The following is a 26296-nucleotide window of genomic DNA, read 5'->3' as shown; positions in this document are numbered from 1 at the left end:
GGATATAGGAAAAATCGTGTCTTGGACTAAACATGAATGTCATTGCGGATTAGGTGAACACTATCGATATGAACGTAGTGATGGTGGTGTTGTAACAAGGGATCACGGTAGTGACGGTAAGACACTAAAGTTTCACTGGATAGGTTCAAGCAACTATTGGGATGAGCAAATCAAGCCTCACAAGTCTGCTCAATCGGCAATGGATAAAGTGGATAAACTCTATCCGATTAAAAACATCCAGACCACTAACTAAAGGGTAATGAAATGACGAACATGATAAGCACTCTACGTAAGCGTGTACGTGAAAACGGTTCGGCAAGCATTTCCATAGATGAGTTTAATCAGTTACAGGCTGAATGGATAAAACGAGTCGATCCAACGGAAACATTAGCATTGAAAGCACTAATTGCTCTTGAATCTGAAAGTGAAGACGCAGCGTTAGATATTCTAAATGGCTACGCTCTAATGGATCTCGTAAATGTTAGCAATTTATGCAACCGATTAAACGAGTTGACGAAGTGTGTTGCTCTAATGGCAACTGAACAATCTAAATCTAGTTAGGAAACTGATATGAAAGGAATACACAATAACCCAGATTGCAAATCTGACCCGCGACTCACTCAATTTGCATCAAAGTTAAGCATCTCATACAACGATGATGTCGCTAAGTCAGACCCTAAGCAAGCAGCTACATGTTTACTTATAGAGGCTGTTAACATCTATCTAAAAGAACACTCTGGCCTCTCGTTTGAGAAAGCAACTACCATCAGTGCATTGGACATCAACAGCTATACGTCACCCGATCATGTTCAGCAGCATGGGTTAGATAAAAAAACGTTCTGGGAGCTATCAAAAGCATTCGTCGATACTTTAAAAGTATACGGAGACCAAAGCGAAAGCATGATTAAGTCACGGTCGGATTTCCTACAAGATGTATCCAGAGACTTGCAGAATGAAGGTGGAAAATTCTACCAGTACGCCAATTTGATATTCAATTATGATGAAAACTCCCCGTTGTCTAACTCCGGTAAACTGATGGCTCTTAGTTCGGGATTGTTAGAGGCTGGTAGGCAAAGCGGGTTAACAGATGACGAGCTACTTTTCATTATCTTAGATGTCCTTTCTGCGCATCTATCGAAGTAGGAAAAATAATGCTAAAAATACCATTTACTGAACGATTGAAAGGAACTCACATAGAACTCGGCTTTTTGATCATGTTGGGAGTTTGGGCTGCATTAGCACGAGGATGGGTACTAGCTTTTGAACATAACTTCGCCTTGGACGTGTATTCGACTGTACCAAGAATGTTGAACGTGTTCGAAGCTAATGAGTATTTGATTCCTAAGATGGGGATTTCAATGTTCGTTGTTGGTTTGTTAGTTGGGTTTAAGTTTGATCATGGAAAGGCACACGTACTGGCAAAACTCCTTGCAGTATTTGGTCTATTTCAACTCATTTCTCCATTAATGCTTTTGGCTGGCGACGTAACCACTGATAGTAAATTCGCTCAATTTGTAGTGGTTGTAATTTGTATGATGTTGCCAATTAGTTTAGCTGCCTTCACGGTCAGTTTTTTGTTACCAAAAAGTCAGAGCGCACAAGCACAACTCAAATAGGAAACTCTAATGAAACCATCGATTATTACTTTTTGTGTAATGTTTGTGCTAGTTGGCCCTATTCTGCTGCTCCCAACGGTGACTGAATACGAGCGAGTTATTGGAAGTTATCTCGTAGTAACCATTCAGGGGTTGTCTGTGATTGCTCTATTTCTCGTTGCACTCAACGCATTTGAAGATTTAAAAGAGCTTATTAACAAACAACACAACATTTGAAGTGTAGGAAACTTGGCCGGTAGCTGTGTTCACTGAAGGACGGGAGGTCAAATGTTCGTACAAGTAGACGCATGGGGCTCAAAGCGATTAGCCCGTTATCTGAACCTATTGATAGTCAATTAAGAGGTAGATCTGATACGTCAGATAATAACAGTTGGATGGTAAATAACCGAATCCATTACCTCTATAATTCCTCGTTAATTGTTATAGAAGACTCGGAACATTCATAATCCGTAAGTATGCCTTCGACAAAACAATCGGCACTAAGAGTTGCTGATAGATACGTTTCAATTACCATGTGATGGTCTATGTCTAGAGTTAATCGCGACTCAGATACACGCTTTAAGTCTCCTACCTCTAGATACTCGGCAATCGATAACAATTCTTGTAATGCCCCACCTCCGGTTTTTGATATGGATTCAACTATTCGAGCGTTTATTCCGAGTCCTGATATAACGTCCATCCACTCATTTCCACATAAAGCCGGTAGGGTAGAAAACAAACCGACCAGGAAAGCATCATCCGCTGAAATTTGTAGTTTGGGATTGGTTTCTGCGATTGATTTCATGAATTCGGAGTGCCTAACAGAGATGTTCATAATGTGTGGAGAAAGCGTTGAACAACCCTTTGAGAAAAATACGGCCAAGATAAAGGTGCGTACACGAGCAAGTCCGGCAAAAGTGACCGCTTGTTCAACAGAACATAACTTTGTCTCTAAGCGAAAATGAGCGTTTACGAAACTTAACAGTCGAACTGAAAGACCGGCATCTTTTGAGATGAGAGAGGCAATATCCTTAATTTCAGCATCGTTGTCGGATAACATCCCGTAGAGTTTGCAAGCAACAGGATTGTTGTAGACTAATGACGCTTTACTAAAAATCTGCGGCCTAGAAAAGTAGTACCCTTGTAAAATATCAAAGCCTACCGAAATGCAATCAGAAACATCTTCTTTAGTTTCTACACGCTCAGCAATAAATTTTATATCGTGCTTTTGCTTAACTTGCGAAATTATATATTTTGCGTCAAATAAATTCGTTTGCGAAATATCAATCTTAATATAGTCAATTTTAGGTAAAAACTTTGTCCAGTAACTTATATCTCCATCAAAATCATCTAACGCCATAGAGTAACCAGAATCTTTTAGTCGAGTTACGGAATTTAGTAAATTTGTAGTGGGTTTACATGATTCTAGCAATTCTATGACAACCCGATCTTTTGGTAGTAGTAAAGGTACTAGATCTAAAACAGCTTGTTCATCAAAGTTAATAAATGCTAGGTGCTTTTGATTGATAGGTGCACTCGAAAACATTTGCTCTACAATGATTCTTGAAGTTGATGTCATTGAATCTACACCCGTGGGAAAACAGTTCTTCTCTCCATCTCTATACAAAAGCTCATAGCCATAGATTGAGCCATCAAGTGTAAATAGTGGTTGTCTAGCAGCGTAAGAATGGCGTTGAGAATGAATAGAAGGTGTAGTTTCAAGATACTGTGACATAGATTTACTTCTCTGTCTTAAATGTGAGAAAAACGTTTTCTGTGATGCTACAGATATTGCATGTTAATAAAACTGTGCTAAAAATGAAATAGACTATCTTTATAACTGGGCATAGATTCCAAATCTAGTCGAGAAAAAGTGTGATAACGCAGTGTTACTATTGAAATGAACGATTCTTTCTATATGATGCTGGCAAACATTCGCGAATATGACAAAAAGACGAATAGTTCTCTTAAATAACTACAGTGGAAAACTTATAACAAGGTGATAGAAATGATTGAAGAACAACAAGCGGTAACTACTGCTCAGTTTGAAGCTTCATTGAAAAAAATGAACTTCACTTTCGTTGCATTTGACGAGGCCAAAGCCGTATGTGCTGCAATTTGCCCTCAAGGTCATAAAGTGCAATTGAAAACATCTGAACCAGTAAAATGTCCGGTCTGCGAAGCTCAGAAAAAAGGTATAGCGACACGCATAATAAAAGGTGCACATACCATAGCTCATATAGCGATTACTAAAGGTGGCAGAGTTACCCCTGAAATACCATTTAGTCGATTTCATGACCCAATATCATTGGAGTGTGGTAAAGGTCACAAATGGAATCCAATCGCAAATGACGTTCGCAATGGAGCATGGTGCCCAAAATGCTCTAAGGCAAGACGCTACACAGTGGAAATGATGCGTGAGTTTGTGGAAAAAGAACATCAAGGTCAGTTGGTAAGTACAGAAATGCCATCACTTGAGAGCTATATAGATTTAACTTGCTCAAAAGGACACAGTTTTTCCCTTAGAGGTCGTCAAGTTGTTAACGACCGTACTTGGTGCCCAACTTGCACAGCAGAGGCCACAAAAGCAAAGCGTCAAGATGAAGCCTTTAGCGAAATTAAGGCAATTATAGAACCGAAGGGTGGAGTTTTACTTAGTACAACATTCATCAACTCGGCTACCAAGTTAGAATTTCGTTGTTCAGAAGGGCACCACTTTAGACGCAGTACAACAGAAATCCGCAAAGGCGAATGGTGTGAAAGATGTAAAGCTAATGAAGAGCTTTTAAATCTATTCTAAAATGTGTGACATCATAGGTACGATAGGTAGTCTTCATATTGCTACTATTTGGCAAATTCAACGCAGACACCCGTACCTATGACTTTCCAACAAAACAACTTTAAAACCAAGAAAGAGTATATTCTTGAGTTCTCTACAAACTACCTGATTGAAAACGGCCTAGAAAACATCGCCATTACTGACATATGTAAAGAAGCCGGAGTCAAACGAACCACCCTCCAACATCATTACCCGAAAATTACCGATCTTTACATTGCAATTGTTCGCTCCGAACAACACCGATTCTTGGACCTAAAAGATATGGACCCGACGGGGTTTGGTCCTGAGTGGTCGAAAAAGCAAAATGCTGACCCGAGGTTTCGGTTAATGAATGAGATAATTTTGAAGCTCTTGAGTATGCAAAAAGGGCTGACCACTTTACAAAACGAAGAGCTGAATAAGGCATTTAATAAATTTCCAGATACTCTAGTTTACTATTCTGCGAGCCTTTGTTTGATGCAAAACATGCAGAATGCAAGATTGGTTGGCGGAAATGTAGCCGCTTAACTATACATGCTGAAGTTACTAATGTAATCTTGTAGGTACATCCATATAGTTTGTGGACTTAATAAATTTATTACAGGGGACAACTATGAGTTCGTTAGTAACTTCAACAACAATGCTCCACCCAGAGTACAATATCCGCAAAAAAGGTCTGACTATTGGCTTTGTCAGTGATGCTCGAAACACTTACATTCGAATCATTAAAGATAATACCGAAGTCTCTGTAAATGCAGGCCTGATCATTGCAAACTTAAGCAACAACAAGTTTTTGGATCAATCAAAAGTGCAGGCAAATGAACACCTGGTTAAACTAATCCATGATGTAGCATCGCCTTCCATGTCACGTTTAATTGTTCCAACTCATCTTGGTGCAATAGAAATACCTCAGCCGTTCTTTAAGCAAATAAAGGACAATTACTTTCAGTTGGAAAGAGAGTTAGTTGGAATTCGCTCAACCTCGAATTGGATTGAACTAAAGCAAGAAGACCACTCCAAGCTTTTGCAAGTTCAACATGAGAGAGAGATCGAATTACCAAAATCTAGAACTGAAATGAGTCAAAAAGAAAAGAGAGGAATTGGTAATCTGTTCAGTAAAATCAGCCGATTACTCCCTTAACAACTAGTTTAAAACCACGGTCATATTGAGCGTGGTTTTCTTTTTTTAGGACCAATTTAATGAAATGGACAATTTTGATTCTTGCTCTATGGTCAGGGAGTACAACCGCTGATATTCAGATCGATATTACCAACACCTTCCGAGTAGGGCATGGTGAAACCATAGACCTAAGTTCGGGTACCTACCCAGATGCCTTGATTGGCTCTTATTACGTAAAATCTCCTGAGTATTGGCTTGTCGGTAGCGCCTTAGAGAAATCTGTATATTTACTATACGCCGGCAGAAAAGAAGAAGGGGTCATTGGTTTGTTTAATGGAGACTGTGAATACACTGAGCGGGTTACAATCCCATTTGAGAGTAAAGCATGTGGTTTTAGTATAAAAGTGGACTAATACAGTGAATTAGAAAAGGGAGCCAATTGGCTCCCTTTTAGTCGATGCCTAAGTCAGTTAATGAACAGAGGTTAGGTCTTTCTTTGAAACTATGGTGATTTGCCTAGCTGAGAAGACCCCAGCTTGACCGTAATGATAGTCAATCAAACCATCATAGCCTTGCCCCTTAAAATACTCTGCAACCTCTTCAGGGGTCATAAAGAGAGTTGCATACATATATTTAGCTCTTGCTTCAATCGAGTATTTGGACGACTTGTTTTCGACGATAGTTTTACAAATCTCGAAGTCTGATAAAGATTCGGGCTTAATGTTTAGCCAAGGATTGAAATCTGTATGACTAGGATAAATGATTAAAGGATTTTCCATTTTTAACTCAACAGTTAAAAGGAACCCACTTTCTCGAGCGTAAGGAATGCTTCGCTCTTCATCAAATCCAAAAAACATTGCTTTCCCGATGTAATCACCACGGCCTTCATTGGTACCAAAGCATTCGATATCGAACTCTTCGAAATCATGCGGAGTACCATGAAACCATGTGTTCTCTTTAACGGGTTTAAGTAGATTACTATTACTCACGGTTTTCCCCTATATTTAGTTAATAAGAGCATTATTTCAAAGTTGTTCGCTTGAGATCATACCCAAAAAGAAATGAGCATCTTTGGAATATCTTTGATGTGCTACTTCAGCATTCTCGCCTTCATAAAATGAATGAAAAAACTTAACAGAACGATTGGTTTGTTCGTATAAGGTTTCTCCGTCTATCTTACCGAATGAGTCTTTAAATGTATCTTTACTGAAGTCTTTAAGACCTAATCCAAAGGAATTCTTGGAGACGGTGGGGTGTTGACTAAGTTTTCCCCAAAGCCTTTCAAATTTCTCTGAGGTAAACCCTGAGCCTTTAGTTAAGCAACACTCATGGTATTGACAGAATTTGATCGTTTCTATTAAGAGAGCTAAACCATAGCCAGAAATAGACCAGAACGAGTAAAGACTCATTCGGCCATTACCTAATAGCTCAAGGTCAGCACTTCCAAGAAGCGTATTGTTAAACATAAAGTGGACGATAGTGCGGCCACCGGTGTGTTTGGTTGAAACAATTTTAAAGTTATGCATTTTTTCCCCTATAACCAATTGGTCTGAATCAAATATGAGTCAAGCAGAATAGTATCTCTGACACTTACATGTTTCAAGGCAATACATCGCACCAATACAAAAACTGTGATAATGTAGGTTCAATTGCATTAGCAATAAATTCAATTGATCAAAGGGGAAAACTAATGGTTGAAACACCTTTTACAAAGGTAGAAACACTTCCAAACGGTGAAATGTTTAGGGATGCATTGCTCTCTGAGATGTCATTTATTGACAACGAGTTTCTTTATGCAAAGTTCGACGCTGAAAAAGGCTTGTTTGAAGCCTTAACTGTGACTGAAGCTGAGTGTATTGATCGCAATATCTTTCCGAATAACGAGTACGATAAGGATCGTTTGCTAAATAAGATTACTCAATTCGATTTAGGCATAGGTCTTGTGTACGAAGAGGACAAGTTAATAAGCGATATGCTATTACACGAGCACTTCATCACAGTAGCGTCTTATATTGCCATAAAAAACAAAGACCGTTTTTGGGAAATGATGGGATCATTCACTAGTTACTTTGAGGTAGATGAACAACATGGTTTTAACCAGAGTATGGGAATCATGGGGGCATTGAATAGGCTTATAAGTATATTCAAAGGAAATGAAGTGGATGACGAACTGAAAGACTTAGACATTGAAGAGTGGTTTTTTCAACAACACTATGATCTAACGGAAGAAATTTCCAACGTGATAAACGATTCGATTTTTGCAGAAGGTGATCGTGAAAACCAACTATCCTTAACGTGCAAGTCACCAGTTCTTGTTCATCATGATTCTAATGGATATTCGGAACCCTTTTCGTTCTCTTTAAAACGAGACGAGGTATCAAAGTCCGATTGTTATTACATAGACCCAATACACTTATTGAATGCGTATGCTGGTCAAATCAATACAATTGAAGCTGTTTACTGGGATTCATACGATGGCATTAGCAGAAACAAAGATTGGATGGGGTGCGTCAGTATTTCGTTCAACAAAGGGCGTTTTGGAAACAATATGCCTGATGCTTTCTTTATGACGCTAGATGATGCCTTAAAACACGTTGAATCGGTTTTAAAAGAGAGAGATGAAATCAGTCTTACCTTAAAACCGAAGCCTGTTTTTGTCGAGTTTAAACCTAAAGTCGGTAGCTCCGTATTGGACTTGATAAATTCAGCATTTACTAACATGAAACAGAAAGTAGTAAATGAAGAACTTATCATTACAACTAACTACCACAACTTCCAAGTTGAACATGAGCGAAAAGTTAGTAAAGAAGAGAATCTACAGAGTTTTCTTAAATACGCACTTAAGCCAGGTATCGATGAGGTTAATGCTTGGGCGAGAGGTGCAGTAAAAGAGGTGGTTAAGATAGAAGGTACCTATAAACTAAAGGAAGACGGTTTTTATGAAACTGATTCTGATTGGACTTTTATTGATCATGTAATAGAAACTGATAGACAACCTATAGGGCAACAACTTGAGAGTTATCTTGAGCAACAACTTTGAGTTTGCACGATTATGGTTTTCTAGATTCAAATGATTAAAGACGAAAACTGAAAGTCACCGACTTGTTTTTCAAACTAAAAAGCCTCTACATAGTAGAGGCTTTTGATTAGAAATGTGATAGTAATTGTTCTCTTTGTACCCCCAAAAATGAAAGGATATGGCCCTTAACACTTTGGATTATCTTTTTGTACAGAGTGTAATCTACAGATTGTCCATGAATCTGAGACGCTACTTCACAGTTGTTAATAGAATTATCGAATGAATCTGGTATCCCCATAATTTCAGCCTCAAACTCTAAGCTCGGAAATAGTAGTCTTCCATCGTATTCGATCGTCACACTATCTTTAGCCATTTGACTCTGTGAACGTGATAGTGAAGGGCAATAGAGGGAATCTCTATCTATTACACGAGCTCTCCCGACTAGAAGCCCATCCATCAAGCTTTTGGAGTGAGACACGTCGCGTAAACTTCCGACATAAGTAACCTGTTTTCCACGTTCAACAACCGTAACTTCCTCACCAATATATTTGGTGACGAGATCATTCCATATAGGAACTGTTCGTCGCGGTTCTTCTGTTGGAAATGAAAACTCAGAAGGAAGGATTGTTGCAAACAGATAAAACCTAGGTCGAGGACTATTACAACCATAATCCAAGCCATTCAACACTGCTTGATAAACGTGATACCCCCAACGACGTAAGCGAAGGCTCCACATTCGTCCCAAATCACTATTTGTCCAAAAACCACCTACTTGTTCAAGTAAAACCATAGGCGGCTTAAGCTTCTCAATAATTCGTAGGCCATCATAAGCCATATCAAGAGTAGAAGTGCCATCTTCAAAGGATTCTTTCTTCTTTGATTCTGGTTTGAGGTTAGAGAATTCGCAACAATTCAAACTAATGGTGAACAGAGAGCTAGGATATTTATCATAATAAGCCTTCAACATTTCAACATCAATTTCTTCAATGTTTTCATTAAATGCTTGTTTTACTTCGAGATTAGATAAGACTGAAAGCATTCCGGTTTCAGTTCTATCTTTACCCTGATCTCTCGCTTCGGCTGGGCGATATTCAACGACTGAGTCAATGTCAAATCCCTCAGATTTCGCAGCGTGGAGGTCGACCCCACTTGTACAAGCGCCAAATATAGAAAAAGGTCTCTTCCTTTTCATGAATGCCTCAATTCTTTTGGCAACATTGTTTAAAATGGGTACGATGCGAAGTAAACCATAAGTCATAGTTACATGCACTTTGTCTACATAGTCAGGTATACTGCTCAAGATCCGTTTAGAACTAGTTTCGAAAGTTAATTCAAATGGATTCGAACGACGTGTTGGATATGTCCTAGAGTATACTCGCTTAGTGTGAGTCACTAATGGAAAGTCCTTACTTAAACGTACAGTGTATCCATTTGAATCGCCCTCATGATTTTCTATTACTTTAACACCTTTCTCGAAACCAAGTGGTGCAAGTAAGTTCGAAGAAATTTGAACCTTTCTAGTCCCATTTTGGTAACGAATGATGGTCAAAACTTTAGTAAAGACATCTGGTGTATTTATAGATGCAGTGATCATAGTTGTCCCCTGTAATCAATTGATAATTTGCTTATTGCTGTAAAATAATACAATGAAAACAGAATCCCTTCAATTCGATTGAATCTCCATAAAGAAATCTATCTTTCTCAGCAGAAAAAATAAAAGCCTCTGTATTGAGAGGCTTTTGGTGTGTTACATATACTTATCCCAGTCAAATGAGTTCATCGTGTCACACAATTTAGGAAGAAGCTCATTCTCAACTCGACCTTCAATGTGCACAACATCTTCAGGACCACAACTAATGTCATAAAGGGATGTACCATCAAGGCAGAAGTCAGAAGAATTATCAACCCCTGAAAAATCAGTGACCACGTTAAACCAACCAACTTTTTGGTCATCAACTTTACTTTGCTTAAAAGTACCGAAGACAGCATTACCATTTGAATCTGGATATGCGTAATGGTTCTGTGAATCTTGAGCAAATGGGTCAATCAAAAATAAAACTACCTTTGGTTGATCGCCGTAAGTGCACAAATTTTTGAGTTTACCTTGCTCATCTACTTCACCAACAAGAAACTGGATGTTTTCATCAGTTCTGCGGCTTTGTAATTCATTTATCCTGTTTCTTAATGCACTCTGAGAACGCTCTTCATAGAAGGGGTCTCCGCCGTATCGTAAATAGTTCAAGATTAAATTTAAGTCTTTACCTGAAACCGGTAAATTTTCGTCGACTGATTTTATAAGGTCAAAAGACTCGACTTCACACAATAAATCATCTGGCATTCCTGCCTCCCACACGAAAGACGGACCTGGTGAGTCCATGCCAAACAAACTAGGATTGAAGCCAGAACTATTTATCTTAGAAAAAGCCGTTATAACATCTGATTTCTTAACTTTTTTAACACCAACATATTGGGTCGTCAGTATAGACACTACACCCTGTTTCGATACGTGCTTAAGTGAAACCTTTAGAACGGACTGAATGTTTGAGACAATTTTTGTCATGAGTTTTCCCCTGTAGTCAATTGATCGAATTAATAATACACAATCAAGATACACCTAATAGAAAGTCCGTTCAACACAGCACTTTTGATTTTCCTACACCAGTGCTTAGAAGACAGTGTAAAAACTAAAACGTCTCATCATTGATTAAGAAAGTGGCTTGTGTGAAAATCAAAAGCGCTTTCTAGCATCATTAAATAATTACAGGGGAAAAAATGTTCACTAATTTTGAATCTATAGGGGTGAAACGCCCAGAGTCAATTGAACAACAGATTATGTCTGTATATAGCTTCAATCCACTCAGTCACGCTTTTGGTCGAGCGGCTTTACTTGATTATGCTGAACGTTTTGAGATTGCATTTGAAGAACAAATGACAAAACTAGCTCATGGCGCAAAAACATCAATAAAGGCATCTAAATTTCATAAAGAGAGTGTCGAACTAATCTTTTTTGATAAAGAAGATGTTGGACGTGTTGTTGATGTTCTTATTAGGTTAAATAACTCGTATCCAACCTTCAAAGAAGAAGTGTGTCTATACGCTAAAGAGTGTTATGAGTATATCTATACACGAATCGTGAATTTATTACTTTTAGCAGGAGATCCACTGAATGATTTTGAACAAAAGAATACTTGGTTATTGACCTTCAAAAATCAGGAGCGAGTTGAGTTCAAACATCTAGATCATAACTACCTAAGTTATTCTAATGTCGTGGATGTGTCATTTGTTGTGGAACGTCTGATTAACCTTGGTGTAGAAGATCTCGTATCGGCTTATTTCTGGTCGATCACCGATGATGGTCTAATCAAAGTAAGCTCAACTAAAGTCACTCAAGGGTGTACTTATCAAGGTGGAGTATATAAGACTCATAAAGATGCGATTGACCGCCTAACATGGCAGAAAAAGGACATTCACAAGCAAATCCGTAAATCAGACCTTGATATATTGTCAGGTAGGGCAAAAGGGATAGCAGAAGACTTGAGTAATCCTTTGGATATTCTGGATGTATACTTTAATAGAGGTCGACCAGTCATCAATCATAAAAAGGCACCTTTTGACGTGTTGGCCTCAGAACTTTCAATCAATGCTCGTAAGAGGACAAACATGATCTCATTTATGGAATCGTGTGCTAAGTTGAAACTTCTTATTGTAGAAAATTAATTTTTAAACTAATCAATTGATTATAGGGGAAAAACATGCGTTTTGACGATGCAATCAGAGCGGTTAACAAGCAAAGAAATGGGATTTTTGGTGAGTTGTTTCTGCCAAATGACCGAGTGTTCTCTTATGCAAGGGACTTTGAACTAAGTATTGACAGAGTTTTACAACGTCGAGAGTTTGCAGGCTTTTATGAGTTAGCTCTAAGTGAAACTCCAACATTATTGCGGAAAGACCTTATATGTTTAGCAGAGTATCTTACGTTCACTACAAATTGTTCAGTAGATATGATATCGGAGATACTAGAGCTTAATGAGCCGATGAAGACATTAGGTATTTTGCAGAACATTGATAACTTAGACGAACTTAGCATAAGCTCGGAATTTGTCAGCAAAACTATCGCTACAAGATGCAGCAAGGTTCTAAGCTCATGCTTAAAGAAAACAGAAATGGTTATTCGGACATATAGTGAATGTAGCTCCCAGCTTAATGAGTGGGGCAGGCACTTATTTGTATTGGATCACAATCGTGAGGACAAAAAAACGAGAGTGAAGCCAGCTTCATACAAGTCAGAGAAGGCTTTTTCAATTGATAGGTGTTTAATTGACTGTACGAGTCTACTTCTTGATTTTAAGCGTGTAGAAGAACAATCAACAATTGAGTTGTTCAAGTTTATGGACGAAAACTACGACCCAAGAGTTGATATGACCAAATCTCCACTTGAGATCTTAAATGCAGCAATGGACAGCAATTTTAAGCCGAAACACTTTAACAACAGGCTTGATGATTTTTACTCTCTAAATGAGAAAGTCGCGAAAGTTTTGACTGAGGATTATTTTCGGGATGCTCTTAACCACTTAGATTACATTTTGTACAAATAAGACAAAGAGCCGACATGTTCGGCTCTTTTTTATTGGCAAATGTATAGATGTGGCAGTCCATTTCTCTGGCAATAATCACAAATAAAACTGAAAAACTAATGCAAACTGTGACGGCGTATGTTTTGAAGCAAAAGATAATTTGCATGTTTTTATAAATATGAGATATTGATCGTATCCATCCTTTCTGAGATGCGAAACTTCACATGATTATAGGAGACAACTTACATTCCATAATTGCGTATAGGTTTCAGCTATCAGAGAACTCCATTTTCTTGGCCATTCGCGCCGCATAGGTAACTCAATATGAAAAAGCTAACCTTACTAGCATCAGCAATGATGCTATCACACGCAGCTTACGCTGTTGAAAACGGTCTTCCGGTAACTCAAACCGAATATGACAATTACAACTACATCGTACAAACAATTGATGTTTCAGATGGCTCCTCTTGCGGAGCTCAATTAATCGCATCTAATTGGCTTTTAACAGCACGTCACTGTACTCCGTACTACACCGATAACAAAGGTGACTGGGCAAATGACCCTGCTTACCTTGGTGAAAGTATGGATATTAAAGTGTACCAAGGTGTTGAAGGTAAGAATAAAGAAGAAAACTTAATCTACAGCGGTGAAGGTAAAGTTTACTCCTTTGGTGGTGATAACGAAGGTGAAAACCTGTTGTTAGAAAACGCTAAGCAATTTGAACATGTAACTAACTTTGTAGAGTGCATTGACAGTAACAACTGTTCAAATAACAACAAAATTAGCCATAACACTGGTGTTATGTCTGACATTGTTCTTATCAAGCTATCAAAAGATGTACCATATAGTACAACTTTAAAACTAGAGCCTACTCAGGAATATCCAGTTATCAAAAACCGTTTTGATCTTGCTGACTATCAAAGTAAGACAAAACCGATTTATAACATTAACGATGAACTAGAGTTTCGTGGTTTCGGTAAGACTGAAACAGGTCAAGAGCCTGAAACTATGATGAAAGGCAGCTTGATTGCTAAGCAGCTTGGTTTTGAGTTGGATTGCAATGTTTATTTAACATCTGAAGGGTTTGCTGATTGTACTGATGAAAATCTGAATTCAGTTAACTTTGATTCAACACGATTATCTATTGAACATAATGGTTCATTAGATTTTTACCAAACAACTAGTGACGTTAACCCTGGTGATAGTGGCACAGCTATTACTACGCAGACAAACCAACTAATTGGTATTGCATCTCGCGATGATTCCGATGGTGGTATTTTTGTCGGTGTAGATTCACTTCTCCCTTGGGTTCAGTCAACAGTAAACGGGCTAAACGCACCTAAACATGTTGTACTTACTGAAGGTAGTGTAAAACATCAATTGGATGTCCAAAATATGTCTTCCGTGCCTATGGTTGTTACTCCTGTAGTAACCGATGGTATCGCGACTTTAACTGATAATTGTCCACAAACTTTAGAGCCATTAGAAGTTTGTACAATTAATGTTGTTGGAGAACTAAATGATGATAGTACATTCACTGTAGCTTTGAATGGATCACACGAAGTGACCTACGAAGCTAAAAGTACAACAACGGACCCTGTTGAACCGGACCCTGACACAAAACCATCTAATGGTGGAGGTTCAGGTGGTTCAATTGGATTTTACATTCTTCCGTTTCTTTGTTTAATCGGATTGCTCCGTAGAAAGCATTAATAGAACAAACTAAAAGCTCCGCATTCGTGGAGCTTTTTTATTGGAGGCCTATCAGAATGAATCAACGCAAAATGTTATGTGCATCACACAATGTAGATGGACAGGGTTAGGGTTATAAATCAGAATATGTGATGATCCATTTCTAGCACACACATAAATGTGGGCTTTTGTATATCTAACTCCCCCTAGATAGAAGTTGAGAATCACACATGAAGTATAAATATTTAACCCTAGCTCTTGGTTTATGTTCGGTTCCTTTAGGGATCGCAATAGCGTCATCAAGTGTTGTAAACAACCCATACGGGAAAATTGACGAAGGCGTACGCACAATCTCTGTTACTTCTGATTCATTAGAGAAACGGGTAAAGCGAAATACCTCTGATATAGCTGACAATGCTGATGATATAACAGACAATGCTAATGCAATCGCGATAAACACAAACGAAATTAACCAAAACAAATTAGACATCAAAAATAACGCGAACGACATTGCAGATAATGCAGCGAGTATTGTTCGCAATAGTAATGACATTACCTCGAACGCAAATGCGATCGCTTCAAATGCCCGAAACATTACGTCTAACCGAAACAGCATAACTAGTAACACCAGTAACATTTCGAGAAATACTCGAGATATTGCAACCTTGAAGACAGATGTAAGCCGAAACACGTCTAATATTTCTCGGAATACATCAAATATTTCTCGGAATGCCAACGACATTGCTCAAAATGAACGAGATATTGCAACCAACCGTAGTAACATATCTTCTAATAAATCAGCAATATCGAGCAATAGACGCGACATTAACACTAACAAAACAAAAATTGCATCTAATTCAAGCCAAATCAACTCGAACAAAACTTCTATCGAGAATAACACCAGCAAAATTAACGCAAACGATCGCGACATAAACAGCCTGAATTCACGTATGGGAACGGCTGAACGTGAGATTGATTACTTACAAAGTGACGTTAATAGTTTAGAGCGCGATGTAAGCAAATTAAAGAGTGAGGACCAAAAACTTTGGGATGCCATTGATAGTGGTTCAGGCCCGTCAGAGCCGGACTATGCTAAAGAGAAAGCTGCTTGTGAGGCTAAACCTGATTACATGTATGCGAGCACAAGTGCTTCCAGTTGTAAAGACGGGATTGGTTACTTCAGGGACTACTACTGGGATGATCCTATCAAGTCATGCGAATCGACAACATATTCCAAAGTCATTCAAGAAAAGTATATGAACGATAAATACTGTTCAGGCGGTGGACGTTAATTAACAACGAGATTAAAGAGGGCTTCGGTCCTCTTTTTTATTCATAAAATCTATGGCCCAAATCTAATATACAAAAATCAACTGAATTACAACCCTACAAAACGCCAACCAAGGCACACTTCACAAAAGTCGCATTGGACACGCCAAATAAATAGTAATTAATATATGAGATGATCCAGTTCATGAGCGTTATGCAAAATGGGGTGGTGCATTTTTAATAGACTTATGTAAAGAGACTACTAATGAAGATTAGACTGTTAGCTTACGCTGTAGGGTTGTGTCTGGGTGGAGGAGGGCTCGCTGTAGCCTCTTCCGAAGTGGTGAATAATCCGTATGGTAAAATCGACCAAGGTGTTCATACAATTTCTGTAACCTCTGACTCTCTCGAGACTAGAGTAAAAAGAAATACCTCGGATATAGCTGACAACAAAGATGACATCAAACAAAATACTGATGACATCGAATTAAATCGAAACTCAATTCAGGTCAATACTCAGTCGATTGCCAAAAACACAACTGATATTGCCACTAATGCTAGCGGCATCGCGACAAACAAACGGGACATTACGACAAATGCTAACAATATTACCGTAAACCGTTCAAACATTACGACGAATCGAAACAACATCTCAAGAAACACAAGCGATATTGCAACACTGAAAAGTGATGTGAGCAGAAACACTTCGAATATCAATAGAAACACTTTAGATATTCGTGACAACTCAAATGATATTGCAAGTAATCGTCGAGATATAAACGAAAATACTTCAGATATTGCAACAAACCGTCGCGATATTAATGAAAATACATCAGATATCGCGTCGAATCGAAACCTTATCAACACAAACACAAGCAACATAGCTACGAACCGCAACAACATATCTAAGAATGCTGGAAACATCGCTTCAAACGACAGTGACATTAATAGTCTAAAAAATCGTATGAACACAGCAGAGCGTGATATTGATTATCTACAGAATGATGTGGCCGCAATTGAAAGCGATATTCGTGATCTGAATAATGAAGATGATAAATTGTGGGATGCCATTGATAGCGGTGGTGACACGGGTGGTGGGGATATTGGATGGGTAAATGTCTATACCGGTACAGGTAAGAATAGTATTTCATTACCTAACAAAGAAGTAAGTGAATACTTGGTCGCTTATTCGTATGAAAAAACAACCAACCCCAACGGTTATTACACAAGCCAAAACGTAGAAGTAAAAGTGTTACCTGGTAAAAAGATAACAGCTTCAGTTTCAGCGGGGAGTTGTGGGGGCGCAACAGGCGCTTCGATTAGCTCTACACCATTCAATAAAGGCCAAACAGTTACCGTTGCATCGAGCGCCGAGGGCACAATAGGGTTCTGCGGTTCGGGAAGTGTCGTAAAAGCTTCAATACGTAATATGAAGATCACTAAAGTTAGCTATTACGGTCAAAAATAGAACAATGACCCAATGAACAAACTCTGAGAACAAGGCAGCCTCTTTGGCTGCCTTTTTTAATGCCACTTGTTTTATGAACAAGTGAACTTAAGATTAATCTTCAGTTTGCCATTATCTTTCATATATATAGACAAGGTGTTACTAAGACATTAGCGCTTTACTACCTCACTCCGATTAAACAATCAAGATCGCTTTAATACAGGAGCATCTTATGAACAATTTATTGCTTAAATTGATAATTAATTATCATTGAATTACACAGGGCTTTAATGGCGGGGTAGGAACTTTAAGATTTTTTAGCCTCACAGCTCGTTACGCCGTCACCTTGGTTTGGGTGATTACAGCGAGTTCCGACGTAAGATCATAGCTTGTCTATATATATGAACATGAAGACATACTTCATAGAAAAAAAACCACAACACAAAGTGTTGTGGTTGCAATGCGAAACATCCTTTCGGATGGAAAAAGCGTTTTTGTTTTAAAACGACTTTAGGTGATGAAATTAATATACTCGAATACGCTTAAATTTCGAGTCTATGAAGTCACAGATTGAAAAGCGTAAGTAACTCTCTATGAGTTTACTTAGATTTTCATCAGGTTGCGGAGATTGGTCCTGAAGAGGTATAATTTAATCGTTCGAAATTTGAATCAATTAAATAATCATAGGGGAAAACGATATGTATAATGCGTCACCAAACGACATCCAGAAAACGATACAAGAAGCTCAAAAGATTTTCTTTATCAAAGCCAAGATGCTGCCAAATGAAGTAAGTTTTTTACTGTCTTACTCTTCACTGTTGCTTTCGATTAAACGCGAAATGAACAGAAGAACGCTGACTCCGCAAGAAGAGTTTGAAGTGTTTGAGCTCGCAAACCGTGATTTGGAAAACTTATGCATCAAAGAGGCAGAAAGTCTTTTCAACCAAAAAGTACATATCTTACTTGAGTTGAAAGCGAATGCCTGCCGAAGTGCATCAGAGTTTTTAGATCTTGCTGTGAGTATCTATTCTGAGCTCTGTCCATCTGTAAGTCGAGGGTACTTTGATGTAGCCACTGGCATTAATCAAAGCAGAAAGGGCAGTAAGAATCATTTTCTGACTGATTCTATTAGCGAGATGCAACAGCTTTTGGAATGGTTTTATGAATGCAAACTTGAAACATTAGCTCAATGTCTCACCTATGAGCTCTTGCGCCAAAAGAATCGCTGCTTCATCGGTTACAACCCCGAAAGGCTGAATATTAAGTTTCAACCTGAAGAGATCTCAACTTTGATTACTCACTACCGTGATACACGGAAGGAAACATTTGGGAAATGGGCATCTTATCTTGAGATTTTATCGAGCTTGTCTTAATAAAGTTTTATTTGGGATAGATTGTTCTAATAAATTATAGGTCAGCGTTGCTGACCTTTTTACTACCATATGATTGAGTCAAGGAAGACTAAATGTTCAATTTTTTAAAGGCTACAAACAAACCCAAATCCAATGGTGGACCCAAAAGGCTAACCTCAAAACATTGGGTTGTTAATTTAAACGAATTTTCACCGGCGATCTTCAATGAAGGCAGCGCGGTAACACAAGCTGCATTCAATGTTGCCATCAATGGCTCAATCTGGTTAACAGACAATAAAGTTAGATTGTACCATCAACAATTACACTCAGGTAAAGGTGAATCCGAAACTCGCTATGGCGGGTTGTACTGTTGGGGAAGGCATCCCAAAATATATATTTACCCACACCTTGAATCTGTTTTACTTAGTTCTGACGCTTGGAAAGGTATTGCTTCACTTAACGGCGTACACTCAATCACCATAGCTACTCCAATCATATCCCAAGCAAGAGACACAACAGTCTGTTTACTTGGAGAGCTTGAGCATTTAGCTGCAAGTTATCGAACTACACCCTAACGAATATTTATTGTCACAGAAAATTTCCATAAGAGGTTTAGCAATGTTACTATACCCGTGATTTAAAAAATCACTTCAAATGACTATAGGGGAAAACTAATGCAATACAGCATCGATCTATCTGACTTTATGGAAAAGGCAAACGAACTAGCTATAGAAGTCTCTGAGACTTTTGTTCAAAATGTTCTATTTCACGACGGTGTAGGCTGTCAAGATGTCTTACATCCATACCAGGCGAACCAATGGCAATCTGATTTTAATGACCGCCATTTCACTTCTGACAAAAGAGCCGTTCAGGCCCAGAAACTTGGATTAGAATTAAGTCACTATGACATTCTAATGAGCCGCACATCAAAAGTGTTAAAACACTTCTTATAAAAACTACAGGGTATAATATGAACGCTTTATTATCTAAATCATTAAGATATATCGTCATACTTCTAAGTGCTGTCACAACACATTTTGTGTGTGCGGCTAGTTATGACAATGAAACTCAGTGGCTTGAGCCGCAGATGGTTTCAACTATCATTGAAATGAAAGATGGGGAAGGTTACTTCATTGCTGCGATCAACAAAAAACATCTAAGCAAAAACCCAACTAAACGTTCAGTAATTTTCAGAAACCATTTTAGAAAACAGGCAGATAAAATTGCCGAGATGTCTTCATTGATGTCATTCGAATATGGAAAAGGAAATTACTTATTAAAAATGAGTGTTATGAAAGATTACGATGTTAACACCATGATTTATTCGAAAGGGCCCTTAGCGAGCTCTTACTATGCCGAAGATTTATATGTTGTTCGTTACGACATCATTACTCGATAGGTACAATAAAAAAGCGAGCTCTATGCTCGCTTTTTTAGCTAAATCCTGATTACAACAACGTTCCTTTCTGAACGATAGTGCTCGACGCCGCTCGCACTGAAGAGTTCCGTAAATATCTTCTAAGAGTCTCAATAGTCCAGTCGCCAAGGGGGGCAATCTGTTCCTCAGACAAACCTTCATTCTCATATGCATCCACAGCCCCGCCAACGCGACAGCTATGGCATGACCAACTTTTTAGCGTATATGGTTGAGGTGTAATATCGGAAGGGGCTAGCGCATTCCACGCTCTCTTAAACACTCTATTCACAGTTGATTCATTAATAGGTCTATTTGTCTTACGTACACCGTATGTAGACCTAAATAGATAATCATCAGGCGAGTAATCCGCACAATAGTTTTCTATAAAAATTTTCACTATCGTAGCAAAGTCGCCGGTCAAAACCTTAGGCGCTGGACTATCAGTAGTTTTGGAAGTTAAACGCTGAATCTCAATAACTTCAAGTTCTCCACTTCGTCTTGTAACCAATTGTCGAAGTCGAATGTTCCTAACCTCATCGAAGCGAAGCATCGTTCCGTAAAGTACCGTTAAAAGGGTCAAATCGCGCATATTACGATAAGTTGGATCGTCTTGCACGGTCGCAATAAATTGCGTTAAGTGATGACGTCTGAATGGCAGAGCTTGTCGTTCTTTCTCCGTCTGTCCGTCTGTCTCAGCCAAGTCATTTATGACGGAGCGAAAATATGACATGACAACTGTACTTTTCGTTGGGTCCTCAACTAAAAAAACCTTCTGATGGAAATAAGATAAATGAGCCTTGTAGGCTAATAATGTACTTCTTCTATACTGTTGTTTCTTTTTTAACTCAAACCAACGACGCAATGTCTTAGGTTGAATTGGAAATGAGTATAAGCCTTTGCTCTCACAATATGCGTCCCACATTTTTAACGTCGAAGCCAACATGCGAACGGTTGTAACTTTTAAAGCATGGCGATCGACAAGGAACTGTTTATAATTCTCAAGCCATAAGTCAACATCACATTCTTCAGGGTCTATACTTCCATCCAAAGCTATAAAATCAACTTTGTGTCGAGCTAATCGCTGTTCAATGTTGTTGTCTTCTAGCAACAACTCACTACGCTGGCTTTTTCTTAAAGTGGTCATGAAATACCTATTGTCTCAACAAACCTAAAATTTGTTCGATTACACTATATGGGGTTCTACGCCGGAACCCCAGATTTTTCCGATTGTGAGATTACTCTTGATTGAGTAACTTTATCCCGTCCGCTCGTAGCTGACCATCAGGGGAAACATGACGGTATAACGTTTGTCGCGTTATACCTAACTCTTTACATAAGGTACTAACTTTTGTTTCTGGTCGGCCCATAGATGCCATTGCCATTCGCAATTTTACTGGGGTCATTTTGTAAGGCCGCCCACCTTTTCTCCCGCGCGCTCTTGCTGAAGCTAATCCAGCAATTGTTCGCTCGGCAATCAATTCACGTTCAAACTCAGCCAATGCTGCAAAGATACCAAAAACAAGCTTACCGGCCGCTGTTGTGGTATCAATGGTCGCACCGTGACCAGTCAATACCTTCAAACCTATCCCACGCCCAGTCAGATCATGCACCGTATTTATGAGATGACGAAGGTCACGACCAAGTCGATCTAGTTTCCATACAATCAGAGTATCACCTGGTCGGAGAGCTTTTAAACAAGAAATGAGTCCAGGACGATCATCTCGCTTGCCAGATGCTCGGTCCTCATAAAGATGGGTGATATCAACACCTGCTGCAATTAACGCGTCATGCTGTAAATCATTTATTTGAGAACCATCGGCTTTTGATACTCGCATATAACCAATTAGCATTTCACACCTGTCACATATACGTTCGATTATGTGACATTGTGATTTTGGCACATGATACTGTCAATAGTAGTCACATTACCCGTCATTTAAACTATGACAAGTAAAGGTTGTATTTTAGGATAATGTGACATCTATAATTTATAAGGTTCTAGAATGGCCAGAAAAAATAAACTCTTAAGTATTCTTTCAGAGGCCGAGCAGGAAGCGTTGTATGGTATTCCTGATTTCGATGATATGCAGAGATTGGAGTTTCTGGCTTTAGATGAATCTGAGTTAGCGTTAGCGAATAGCCGGAAAGGACTTCATGCACAACTTTGTTGTATTCTTCAGATTGCTTATTTTAAAGCGAAAAGTCTGTTTTTTCGTTTCGAGTGGAATGATGTTCGGGACGACTGCAACTTTATCCTGAGTCGCTATTTCCCTGGTGAGTCACTTCCGGAACAATCGCCCTCTAAATATGAACGTTATATTCAACGAGAAAAAATCTGCAAACTGTATAATTATCGTCCGTGGTCATCAGCATTATCTTCGCTGGTTGAGCAGCAAGCTGTCCATATTGTCCACCGCGATATCGCTCCTGGGTTTGTTGCCACTGAACTGATTATCTGGCTCAACGAGAACAAAATTATTCGCCCCGGCTATACCACACTCCAAGAGTTGGTCAGCAAGGTGCTTTCTGATGAAAGACAGAGGTTGGGACGTGTTTTAACGGAACAACTTGATGATACAACCATTGATCATTTGAACAAGCTGATTGAACGCGACGAAACCCTTTCTCGCCTTGCTATTCTCAGACAGGATGCACGTGACTTCGGATGGCGACAGATGGCCCAAGAAAGGGAAAAACGAACCATTTTGGAGCCACTGCACCATAAAGCCTGCAATATTTTACCTACACTGAATATTTCTCAGCAAAACCTGTTGTACTACGCGAGTCTGGCAAATTTCTATACCGTTTACGATCTGCGTCAACTGAAACCCGAGCAGGCGCGTCTATATCTGCTGTGTTATGCATGGGTTCGTTATCGTCAGTTCAGCGATAACTTGGTGGAAGCCATGTTTTTCCATTTAAAAAAGCTCGAGGATGAGAGTCGCCGTGTAGCTAAGCAGCTTCTCGCTGACGTTCAAGAAAAACACCGGCGTGAAACGCCTAAGATTGGACGGCTGCTGTCTCTTTATGTTGATGATAGTGTCTCAGATCTTATCACTTTCGGCGAAGTTCGCCGTAGAGCTTGGAAGATTATGCCACGGGAGACACTGCAAACCACCGCTCAGCGTATGAGCGTAAAACCCGTCAGCAAACTGGCATTACAGTGGCAAGCTGTCGATGGTATGACCGGATTAATCCGGCGTCACCTTCGACCACTCTTTCTGTCGCTCGACCTCAACAGCGTAGTTAGCGATAGTCCATGGGTCGAAGCCATGAACTGGCTTAAGGTGGTATTCAGTAAAAAGCAGACGCTTTCGCAGCGACCACTAACTGAATGTCCAAAGGGAACATTACCCAAACGATTACGCCCGTATTTGCTGGAGTTTGATGAGAGTGGCGAAGTCATTGGACTGAATGCTGGGCGCTATGAGTTCTGGCTCTACCGACAGATTAGAAAACGCTTTCAGGCAGGTGAATTTCACCTCAATAACAGTCTCCGTCATCGTCATCTTTCTGATGAACTGGTACCAGAAGGAAAAAAGGCGACGGTGCTGGCTGAAATGAATGTCCCATTTTTGCACAAGCCGATCAAAACACAACTAAAGAAGTTGGAGTCTGAACTGCATCGACAATGGAAAGCATTCAACCGCGAGCTGAAACAGGGAAAGTTGAAGCATGTGATATACGATAGAGAAACGCAGAAGCTGACTTGGCATAAACCCGTTGTCAATCGTAATAAGGCAAAAGAGACGCGATTCTATGAACAGCTACCATTTTGTGATGTGGCTGACGTTTTTCACTTTGTTAACGGGCAGTGCAATTTTCTTCAAACCATGAAACCACTACAGCCCCGTTATGCTAAAAAGAATGCTGATGTCGATAGTTTGACGGCGGTTATCGTTGCTCAAGCAATGAATCATGGTAATCATGTAATGGCTCGAACCAGCGATATTCCATTCCATGTATTAGAAAGCACGTACGAACAATACCTCCGTTTTGCGTCACTTGTTACAGCCAATGACTGTATTACCAACGCGATAGAGACACTGCCAATTTTCCCATACTATTCATTTGATCCCGAAACACTTTATGGCGCTGTTGACGGACAGAAGTATGGTGTTGAACGACCAACAGTAAAGGCTCGACATTCGCGTAAATACTTTGGCCGAGGTAAGGGCATGGTCGCCTACACAATGCTGTGCAACCACATTCCGATTAACGGCTACCTAATTGGAACAAACGACTATGAAGCCCACCATGTCTTTGATATCTGGTATAGAAACACTTCTGAGGTGAAGCCCACAGCCATCACTGGTGATATGCACAGCTTAAACAAAGCCAACTTTGCGATCTTGCACTGGTTTGGTTTGCGCTTTGAACCTCATTTTACAGACCTGAACAAGCAGCTACAGGAGCTGTACTGCGGCAGAGATCCATCAGCCTATAAAAATTGTCTAATTCAACCAGCAGGGCGGATTGATCTTAAGCTTATCAGTCGTGAAAAAAACAATCTTGATCGCATTGTGGCTACGCTGGGATTGAAAGAAATGACGCAAGGAACGTTAGTCCGCAAATTGTGCACATATTCAACAACCAATCCAACAAGACGAGCTCTGTTCGAATATGACCGACTGGTGCGTAGTATTTACACGTTGAAGTACCTGCGTGATCCGCAGTTAGAACGTAATATACGGCGCTCCCAGAACAGGGTTGAATCCTACCACCAGTTACGTGCTGCAATAGCCAAAGTAGGTGGAAAGAAGGAATTAGCAGGAAAAAATGACATAGAAACGGAAATCAGCAACCAATGTGGTCGGTTAATTTCCAACGCAATCATCTATTACAACTCAGCGATCCTGTCACGATTACTAGAACGACTAGAAGCGGAAGGAAATACTAAAGGCATTGATGCTCTAACTCTGGTATCACCGGTGGCCTGGCAACACATTTTACTGAACGGCCACTATACCTTTCAAAACAGTAATGAAATTATTGATTTGGATGAGTTAATTGCTGGTCTGAGACTGGAATAACGGAAAAATCTGGGGTTCCGGCGTAGAACCCCTATATCATACATTACAAGATAGAATTGCTATGGCAATGTGAAACTATCTCTTTATGTCGAGCGTATAAAAAAGCCGCGACAATCATGTCACGGCTTTTTAAGCTAGGTTTACTTCAAAGTGGGCAATATTTCTTTTAGTACAACAGCTCTCAATGGAGAAAGTTGGTTAATTGAAATATCTTCACAAGTAGTATCCAGGTTCATGATATGACTCTGCATCTTTGAAAGGACAGACGTTTCATGTGCCTCGAAAGCTATAAAATGAATAGTTCGATCACCTTTCATGGTACAAGTTGCCAAGTAATAGTGTCCAGCGTCGCTTTCATTCTGAAGTGCGCGGCAGTACAAGATCAAGTCGTCAAAATGACTACTTGTTACCTTTGAGTTTTCTTTAGGTGTATCAGTCAGAGAGGATGGTGAATCACTCAATGAACTGTCTACAATCGATTCAAGTGAGGTCTCGAAATACGGTACCAACAAAGATTCAGGGTAGGGCACATTGCTTGAATTTAGTTCAATGTTTTCATACGTCGTTTTCTTTAGCACTGTTCCGCTAGTAATAACATCGACGTTAATAGCAAAAAGAACACCGTTAAATTCAAACGAGAACTCCCATTGTTCGGCACCGTCGTCCCTTATCGACTTCGGACTTCTAGTTCCTGAAACGCGAAAGTCACCTAACTCAACAGTCTTTGAAATGCCGTGTTCAAGGTCATACATATTAAGGATACGACTTAGAACTCGGCCATTAACAGACTGTATATGTCTTTTGCTTTCAAATCTTATACCTTCTTCCAATTTGTCTAAATGGTGTGACATATCTTCAAAGGCAGTAACTAATGAGTTAACGTTAGAGCGAACCATGATTTTCCCCTGTAATTAATTAATATATCTAAAATAGATCTCAAAAGATTAACACCCAAAAAGC

At 39.4% G+C, this 26296-nt stretch carries 28 protein-coding genes; 20 read left to right on the top strand and 8 right to left on the bottom strand.

Annotated elements, in window-relative coordinates; genetic code table 11:
* The first annotated feature begins 16 nt into the window (after window positions 1-16).
* The 5 genes from J4N44_RS27635 to J4N44_RS27615 are packed head-to-tail and all read left to right on the top strand — an operon-like array spanning window position 17 to window position 1832.
* Complete coding sequence (locus J4N44_RS27635) at window positions 17-253, top strand: hypothetical protein (protein ID WP_252045812.1); 237 nt, start codon at window positions 17-19, stop codon at window positions 251-253.
* Between the two features lie 11 nt (window positions 254-264).
* Window positions 265-561, top strand: coding sequence for a hypothetical protein (locus J4N44_RS27630; RefSeq protein ID WP_252045811.1), 297 nt, complete (start codon window positions 265-267; stop codon window positions 559-561).
* A 9-nt stretch (window positions 562-570) separates the two neighbouring features.
* Window positions 571-1143, top strand: coding sequence for a hypothetical protein (locus J4N44_RS27625; RefSeq protein ID WP_182039543.1), 573 nt, complete (start codon window positions 571-573; stop codon window positions 1141-1143).
* An 8-nt stretch (window positions 1144-1151) separates the two neighbouring features.
* Entirely contained in the window at window positions 1152-1616 is a 465-nt protein-coding gene (locus J4N44_RS27620; protein WP_069218296.1) for a hypothetical protein, read from the top strand.
* Between the two features lie 9 nt (window positions 1617-1625).
* Window positions 1626-1832, top strand: a complete 207-nt coding sequence (locus tag J4N44_RS27615) for a hypothetical protein (RefSeq protein ID WP_069218297.1) — start codon at window positions 1626-1628, stop codon at window positions 1830-1832.
* 184 nt (window positions 1833-2016) lie between these two features.
* Here J4N44_RS27615 and J4N44_RS27610 read toward each other — a convergent pair whose 3' ends face one another.
* Window positions 2017-3330 (bottom strand): EAL and HDOD domain-containing protein, encoded by a 1314-nt coding sequence (locus tag J4N44_RS27610; protein ID WP_081324155.1) that lies wholly within the window; start codon window positions 3328-3330, stop codon window positions 2017-2019.
* A gap of 273 nt (window positions 3331-3603) precedes the next feature.
* Between J4N44_RS27610 and J4N44_RS27605 the strand changes: the two genes are divergently transcribed.
* The 4 genes from J4N44_RS27605 to J4N44_RS27590 all read left to right on the top strand — a co-directional run bounded on the left by J4N44_RS27605 (window position 3604) and on the right by J4N44_RS27590 (window position 5946).
* On the top strand, window positions 3604-4395 hold the full coding sequence (locus tag J4N44_RS27605) for a hypothetical protein (protein ID WP_069218299.1): 792 nt from the start codon (window positions 3604-3606) through the stop codon (window positions 4393-4395).
* A gap of 78 nt (window positions 4396-4473) precedes the next feature.
* Entirely contained in the window at window positions 4474-4941 is a 468-nt protein-coding gene (locus tag J4N44_RS27600) for a TetR/AcrR family transcriptional regulator (RefSeq protein WP_069218300.1), read from the top strand.
* A gap of 85 nt (window positions 4942-5026) precedes the next feature.
* Window positions 5027-5554, top strand: coding sequence for a hypothetical protein (locus J4N44_RS27595; protein WP_069218301.1), 528 nt, complete (start codon window positions 5027-5029; stop codon window positions 5552-5554).
* Window positions 5555-5613: 59 nt separating this feature from the next.
* Window positions 5614-5946 carry a hypothetical protein gene (locus J4N44_RS27590; protein WP_069218302.1) on the top strand — a complete coding sequence of 111 codons (333 nt, stop codon included), beginning with the start codon at window positions 5614-5616 and terminating at the stop codon, window positions 5944-5946.
* Window positions 5947-6003: 57 nt separating this feature from the next.
* On the opposite strand, the gene J4N44_RS27585 is transcribed toward J4N44_RS27590, so the two are convergent.
* Together J4N44_RS27585 and J4N44_RS27580 are read right to left on the bottom strand one after the other, a co-directional pair.
* Complete coding sequence (locus J4N44_RS27585; RefSeq protein WP_069218303.1) at window positions 6004-6522, bottom strand: ADP-ribosyltransferase-containing protein; 519 nt, start codon at window positions 6520-6522, stop codon at window positions 6004-6006.
* Window positions 6523-6558: 36 nt separating this feature from the next.
* Complete coding sequence (locus tag J4N44_RS27580) at window positions 6559-7059, bottom strand: hypothetical protein (RefSeq protein WP_069218304.1); 501 nt, start codon at window positions 7057-7059, stop codon at window positions 6559-6561.
* Window positions 7060-7223: 164 nt separating this feature from the next.
* Here J4N44_RS27580 and J4N44_RS27575 point away from each other — a divergent pair, with 164 nt between their 5' ends.
* Entirely contained in the window at window positions 7224-8573 is a 1350-nt protein-coding gene (locus J4N44_RS27575; protein ID WP_252045810.1) for a hypothetical protein, read from the top strand.
* 106 nt (window positions 8574-8679) lie between these two features.
* On the opposite strand, the gene J4N44_RS27570 is transcribed toward J4N44_RS27575, so the two are convergent.
* Together J4N44_RS27570 and J4N44_RS27565 are read right to left on the bottom strand one after the other, a co-directional pair.
* A complete protein-coding gene (locus J4N44_RS27570; RefSeq protein WP_252045809.1) occupies window positions 8680-10146 on the bottom strand; it encodes a DNA cytosine methyltransferase in 1467 nt (488 codons plus the stop codon).
* A gap of 153 nt (window positions 10147-10299) precedes the next feature.
* The gene (locus tag J4N44_RS27565; RefSeq protein ID WP_252045808.1) at window positions 10300-11112 is read right to left on the bottom strand and encodes a hypothetical protein; all 813 of its coding nucleotides are present in this window, start codon (window positions 11110-11112) and stop codon (window positions 10300-10302) included.
* Window positions 11113-11324: 212 nt separating this feature from the next.
* Here J4N44_RS27565 and J4N44_RS27560 point away from each other — a divergent pair, with 212 nt between their 5' ends.
* The 9 genes from J4N44_RS27560 (at window position 11325) to J4N44_RS27520 (ending at window position 20285) form a co-directional block, all read left to right on the top strand.
* Complete coding sequence (locus J4N44_RS27560) at window positions 11325-12269, top strand: hypothetical protein (RefSeq protein ID WP_252045807.1); 945 nt, start codon at window positions 11325-11327, stop codon at window positions 12267-12269.
* Between the two features lie 35 nt (window positions 12270-12304).
* On the top strand, window positions 12305-13147 hold the full coding sequence (locus J4N44_RS27555) for a hypothetical protein (RefSeq protein ID WP_069218329.1): 843 nt from the start codon (window positions 12305-12307) through the stop codon (window positions 13145-13147).
* A gap of 303 nt (window positions 13148-13450) precedes the next feature.
* Window positions 13451-14839 (top strand): GlyGly-CTERM sorting domain-containing protein, encoded by a 1389-nt coding sequence (locus J4N44_RS27550; RefSeq protein WP_069218330.1) that lies wholly within the window; start codon window positions 13451-13453, stop codon window positions 14837-14839.
* Window positions 14840-15048: 209 nt separating this feature from the next.
* Window positions 15049-16110: a coiled-coil domain-containing protein gene (locus tag J4N44_RS27545; protein WP_252045806.1), complete on the top strand. Its 1062-nt coding sequence runs from the start codon at window positions 15049-15051 to the stop codon at window positions 16108-16110.
* 242 nt (window positions 16111-16352) lie between these two features.
* Complete coding sequence (locus J4N44_RS27540) at window positions 16353-17555, top strand: coiled-coil domain-containing protein (protein ID WP_069218332.1); 1203 nt, start codon at window positions 16353-16355, stop codon at window positions 17553-17555.
* Window positions 17556-18232: 677 nt separating this feature from the next.
* Window positions 18233-18907, top strand: a complete 675-nt coding sequence (locus J4N44_RS27535; protein WP_252045923.1) for a hypothetical protein — start codon at window positions 18233-18235, stop codon at window positions 18905-18907.
* Between the two features lie 92 nt (window positions 18908-18999).
* Window positions 19000-19461 (top strand): hypothetical protein, encoded by a 462-nt coding sequence (locus tag J4N44_RS27530; protein WP_252045922.1) that lies wholly within the window; start codon window positions 19000-19002, stop codon window positions 19459-19461.
* A gap of 99 nt (window positions 19462-19560) precedes the next feature.
* Window positions 19561-19839, top strand: a complete 279-nt coding sequence (locus tag J4N44_RS27525; RefSeq protein WP_252045921.1) for a hypothetical protein — start codon at window positions 19561-19563, stop codon at window positions 19837-19839.
* Window positions 19840-19856: 17 nt separating this feature from the next.
* Window positions 19857-20285 (top strand): hypothetical protein, encoded by a 429-nt coding sequence (locus tag J4N44_RS27520; protein ID WP_141698679.1) that lies wholly within the window; start codon window positions 19857-19859, stop codon window positions 20283-20285.
* A gap of 49 nt (window positions 20286-20334) precedes the next feature.
* Here the strand turns inward: J4N44_RS27520 and J4N44_RS27515 are convergent, their stop codons facing one another.
* Window positions 20335-21447, bottom strand: a complete 1113-nt coding sequence (locus tag J4N44_RS27515) for a tyrosine-type recombinase/integrase (protein ID WP_069218337.1) — start codon at window positions 21445-21447, stop codon at window positions 20335-20337.
* A 91-nt stretch (window positions 21448-21538) separates the two neighbouring features.
* The gene (locus J4N44_RS27510; protein ID WP_252045920.1) at window positions 21539-22153 is read right to left on the bottom strand and encodes a recombinase family protein; all 615 of its coding nucleotides are present in this window, start codon (window positions 22151-22153) and stop codon (window positions 21539-21541) included.
* A gap of 153 nt (window positions 22154-22306) precedes the next feature.
* Here J4N44_RS27510 and J4N44_RS27505 point away from each other — a divergent pair, with 153 nt between their 5' ends.
* Entirely contained in the window at window positions 22307-25336 is a 3030-nt protein-coding gene (locus tag J4N44_RS27505) for a Tn3 family transposase (RefSeq protein WP_252045919.1), read from the top strand.
* A gap of 140 nt (window positions 25337-25476) precedes the next feature.
* Here the strand turns inward: J4N44_RS27505 and J4N44_RS27500 are convergent, their stop codons facing one another.
* Window positions 25477-26232 (bottom strand): hypothetical protein, encoded by a 756-nt coding sequence (locus tag J4N44_RS27500; protein WP_252045918.1) that lies wholly within the window; start codon window positions 26230-26232, stop codon window positions 25477-25479.
* Between the last annotated feature and the right edge of the window lie 64 nt (window positions 26233-26296).

Source organism: Vibrio sp. SCSIO 43155, from assembly GCF_023716605.1.
Classification (GTDB): Bacteria; Pseudomonadota; Gammaproteobacteria; order Enterobacterales; family Vibrionaceae; genus Vibrio; species Vibrio harveyi.
Note: the sequence above shows the minus strand (reverse complement) of the source record. Positions and strands in the feature narration are given on the sequence as shown.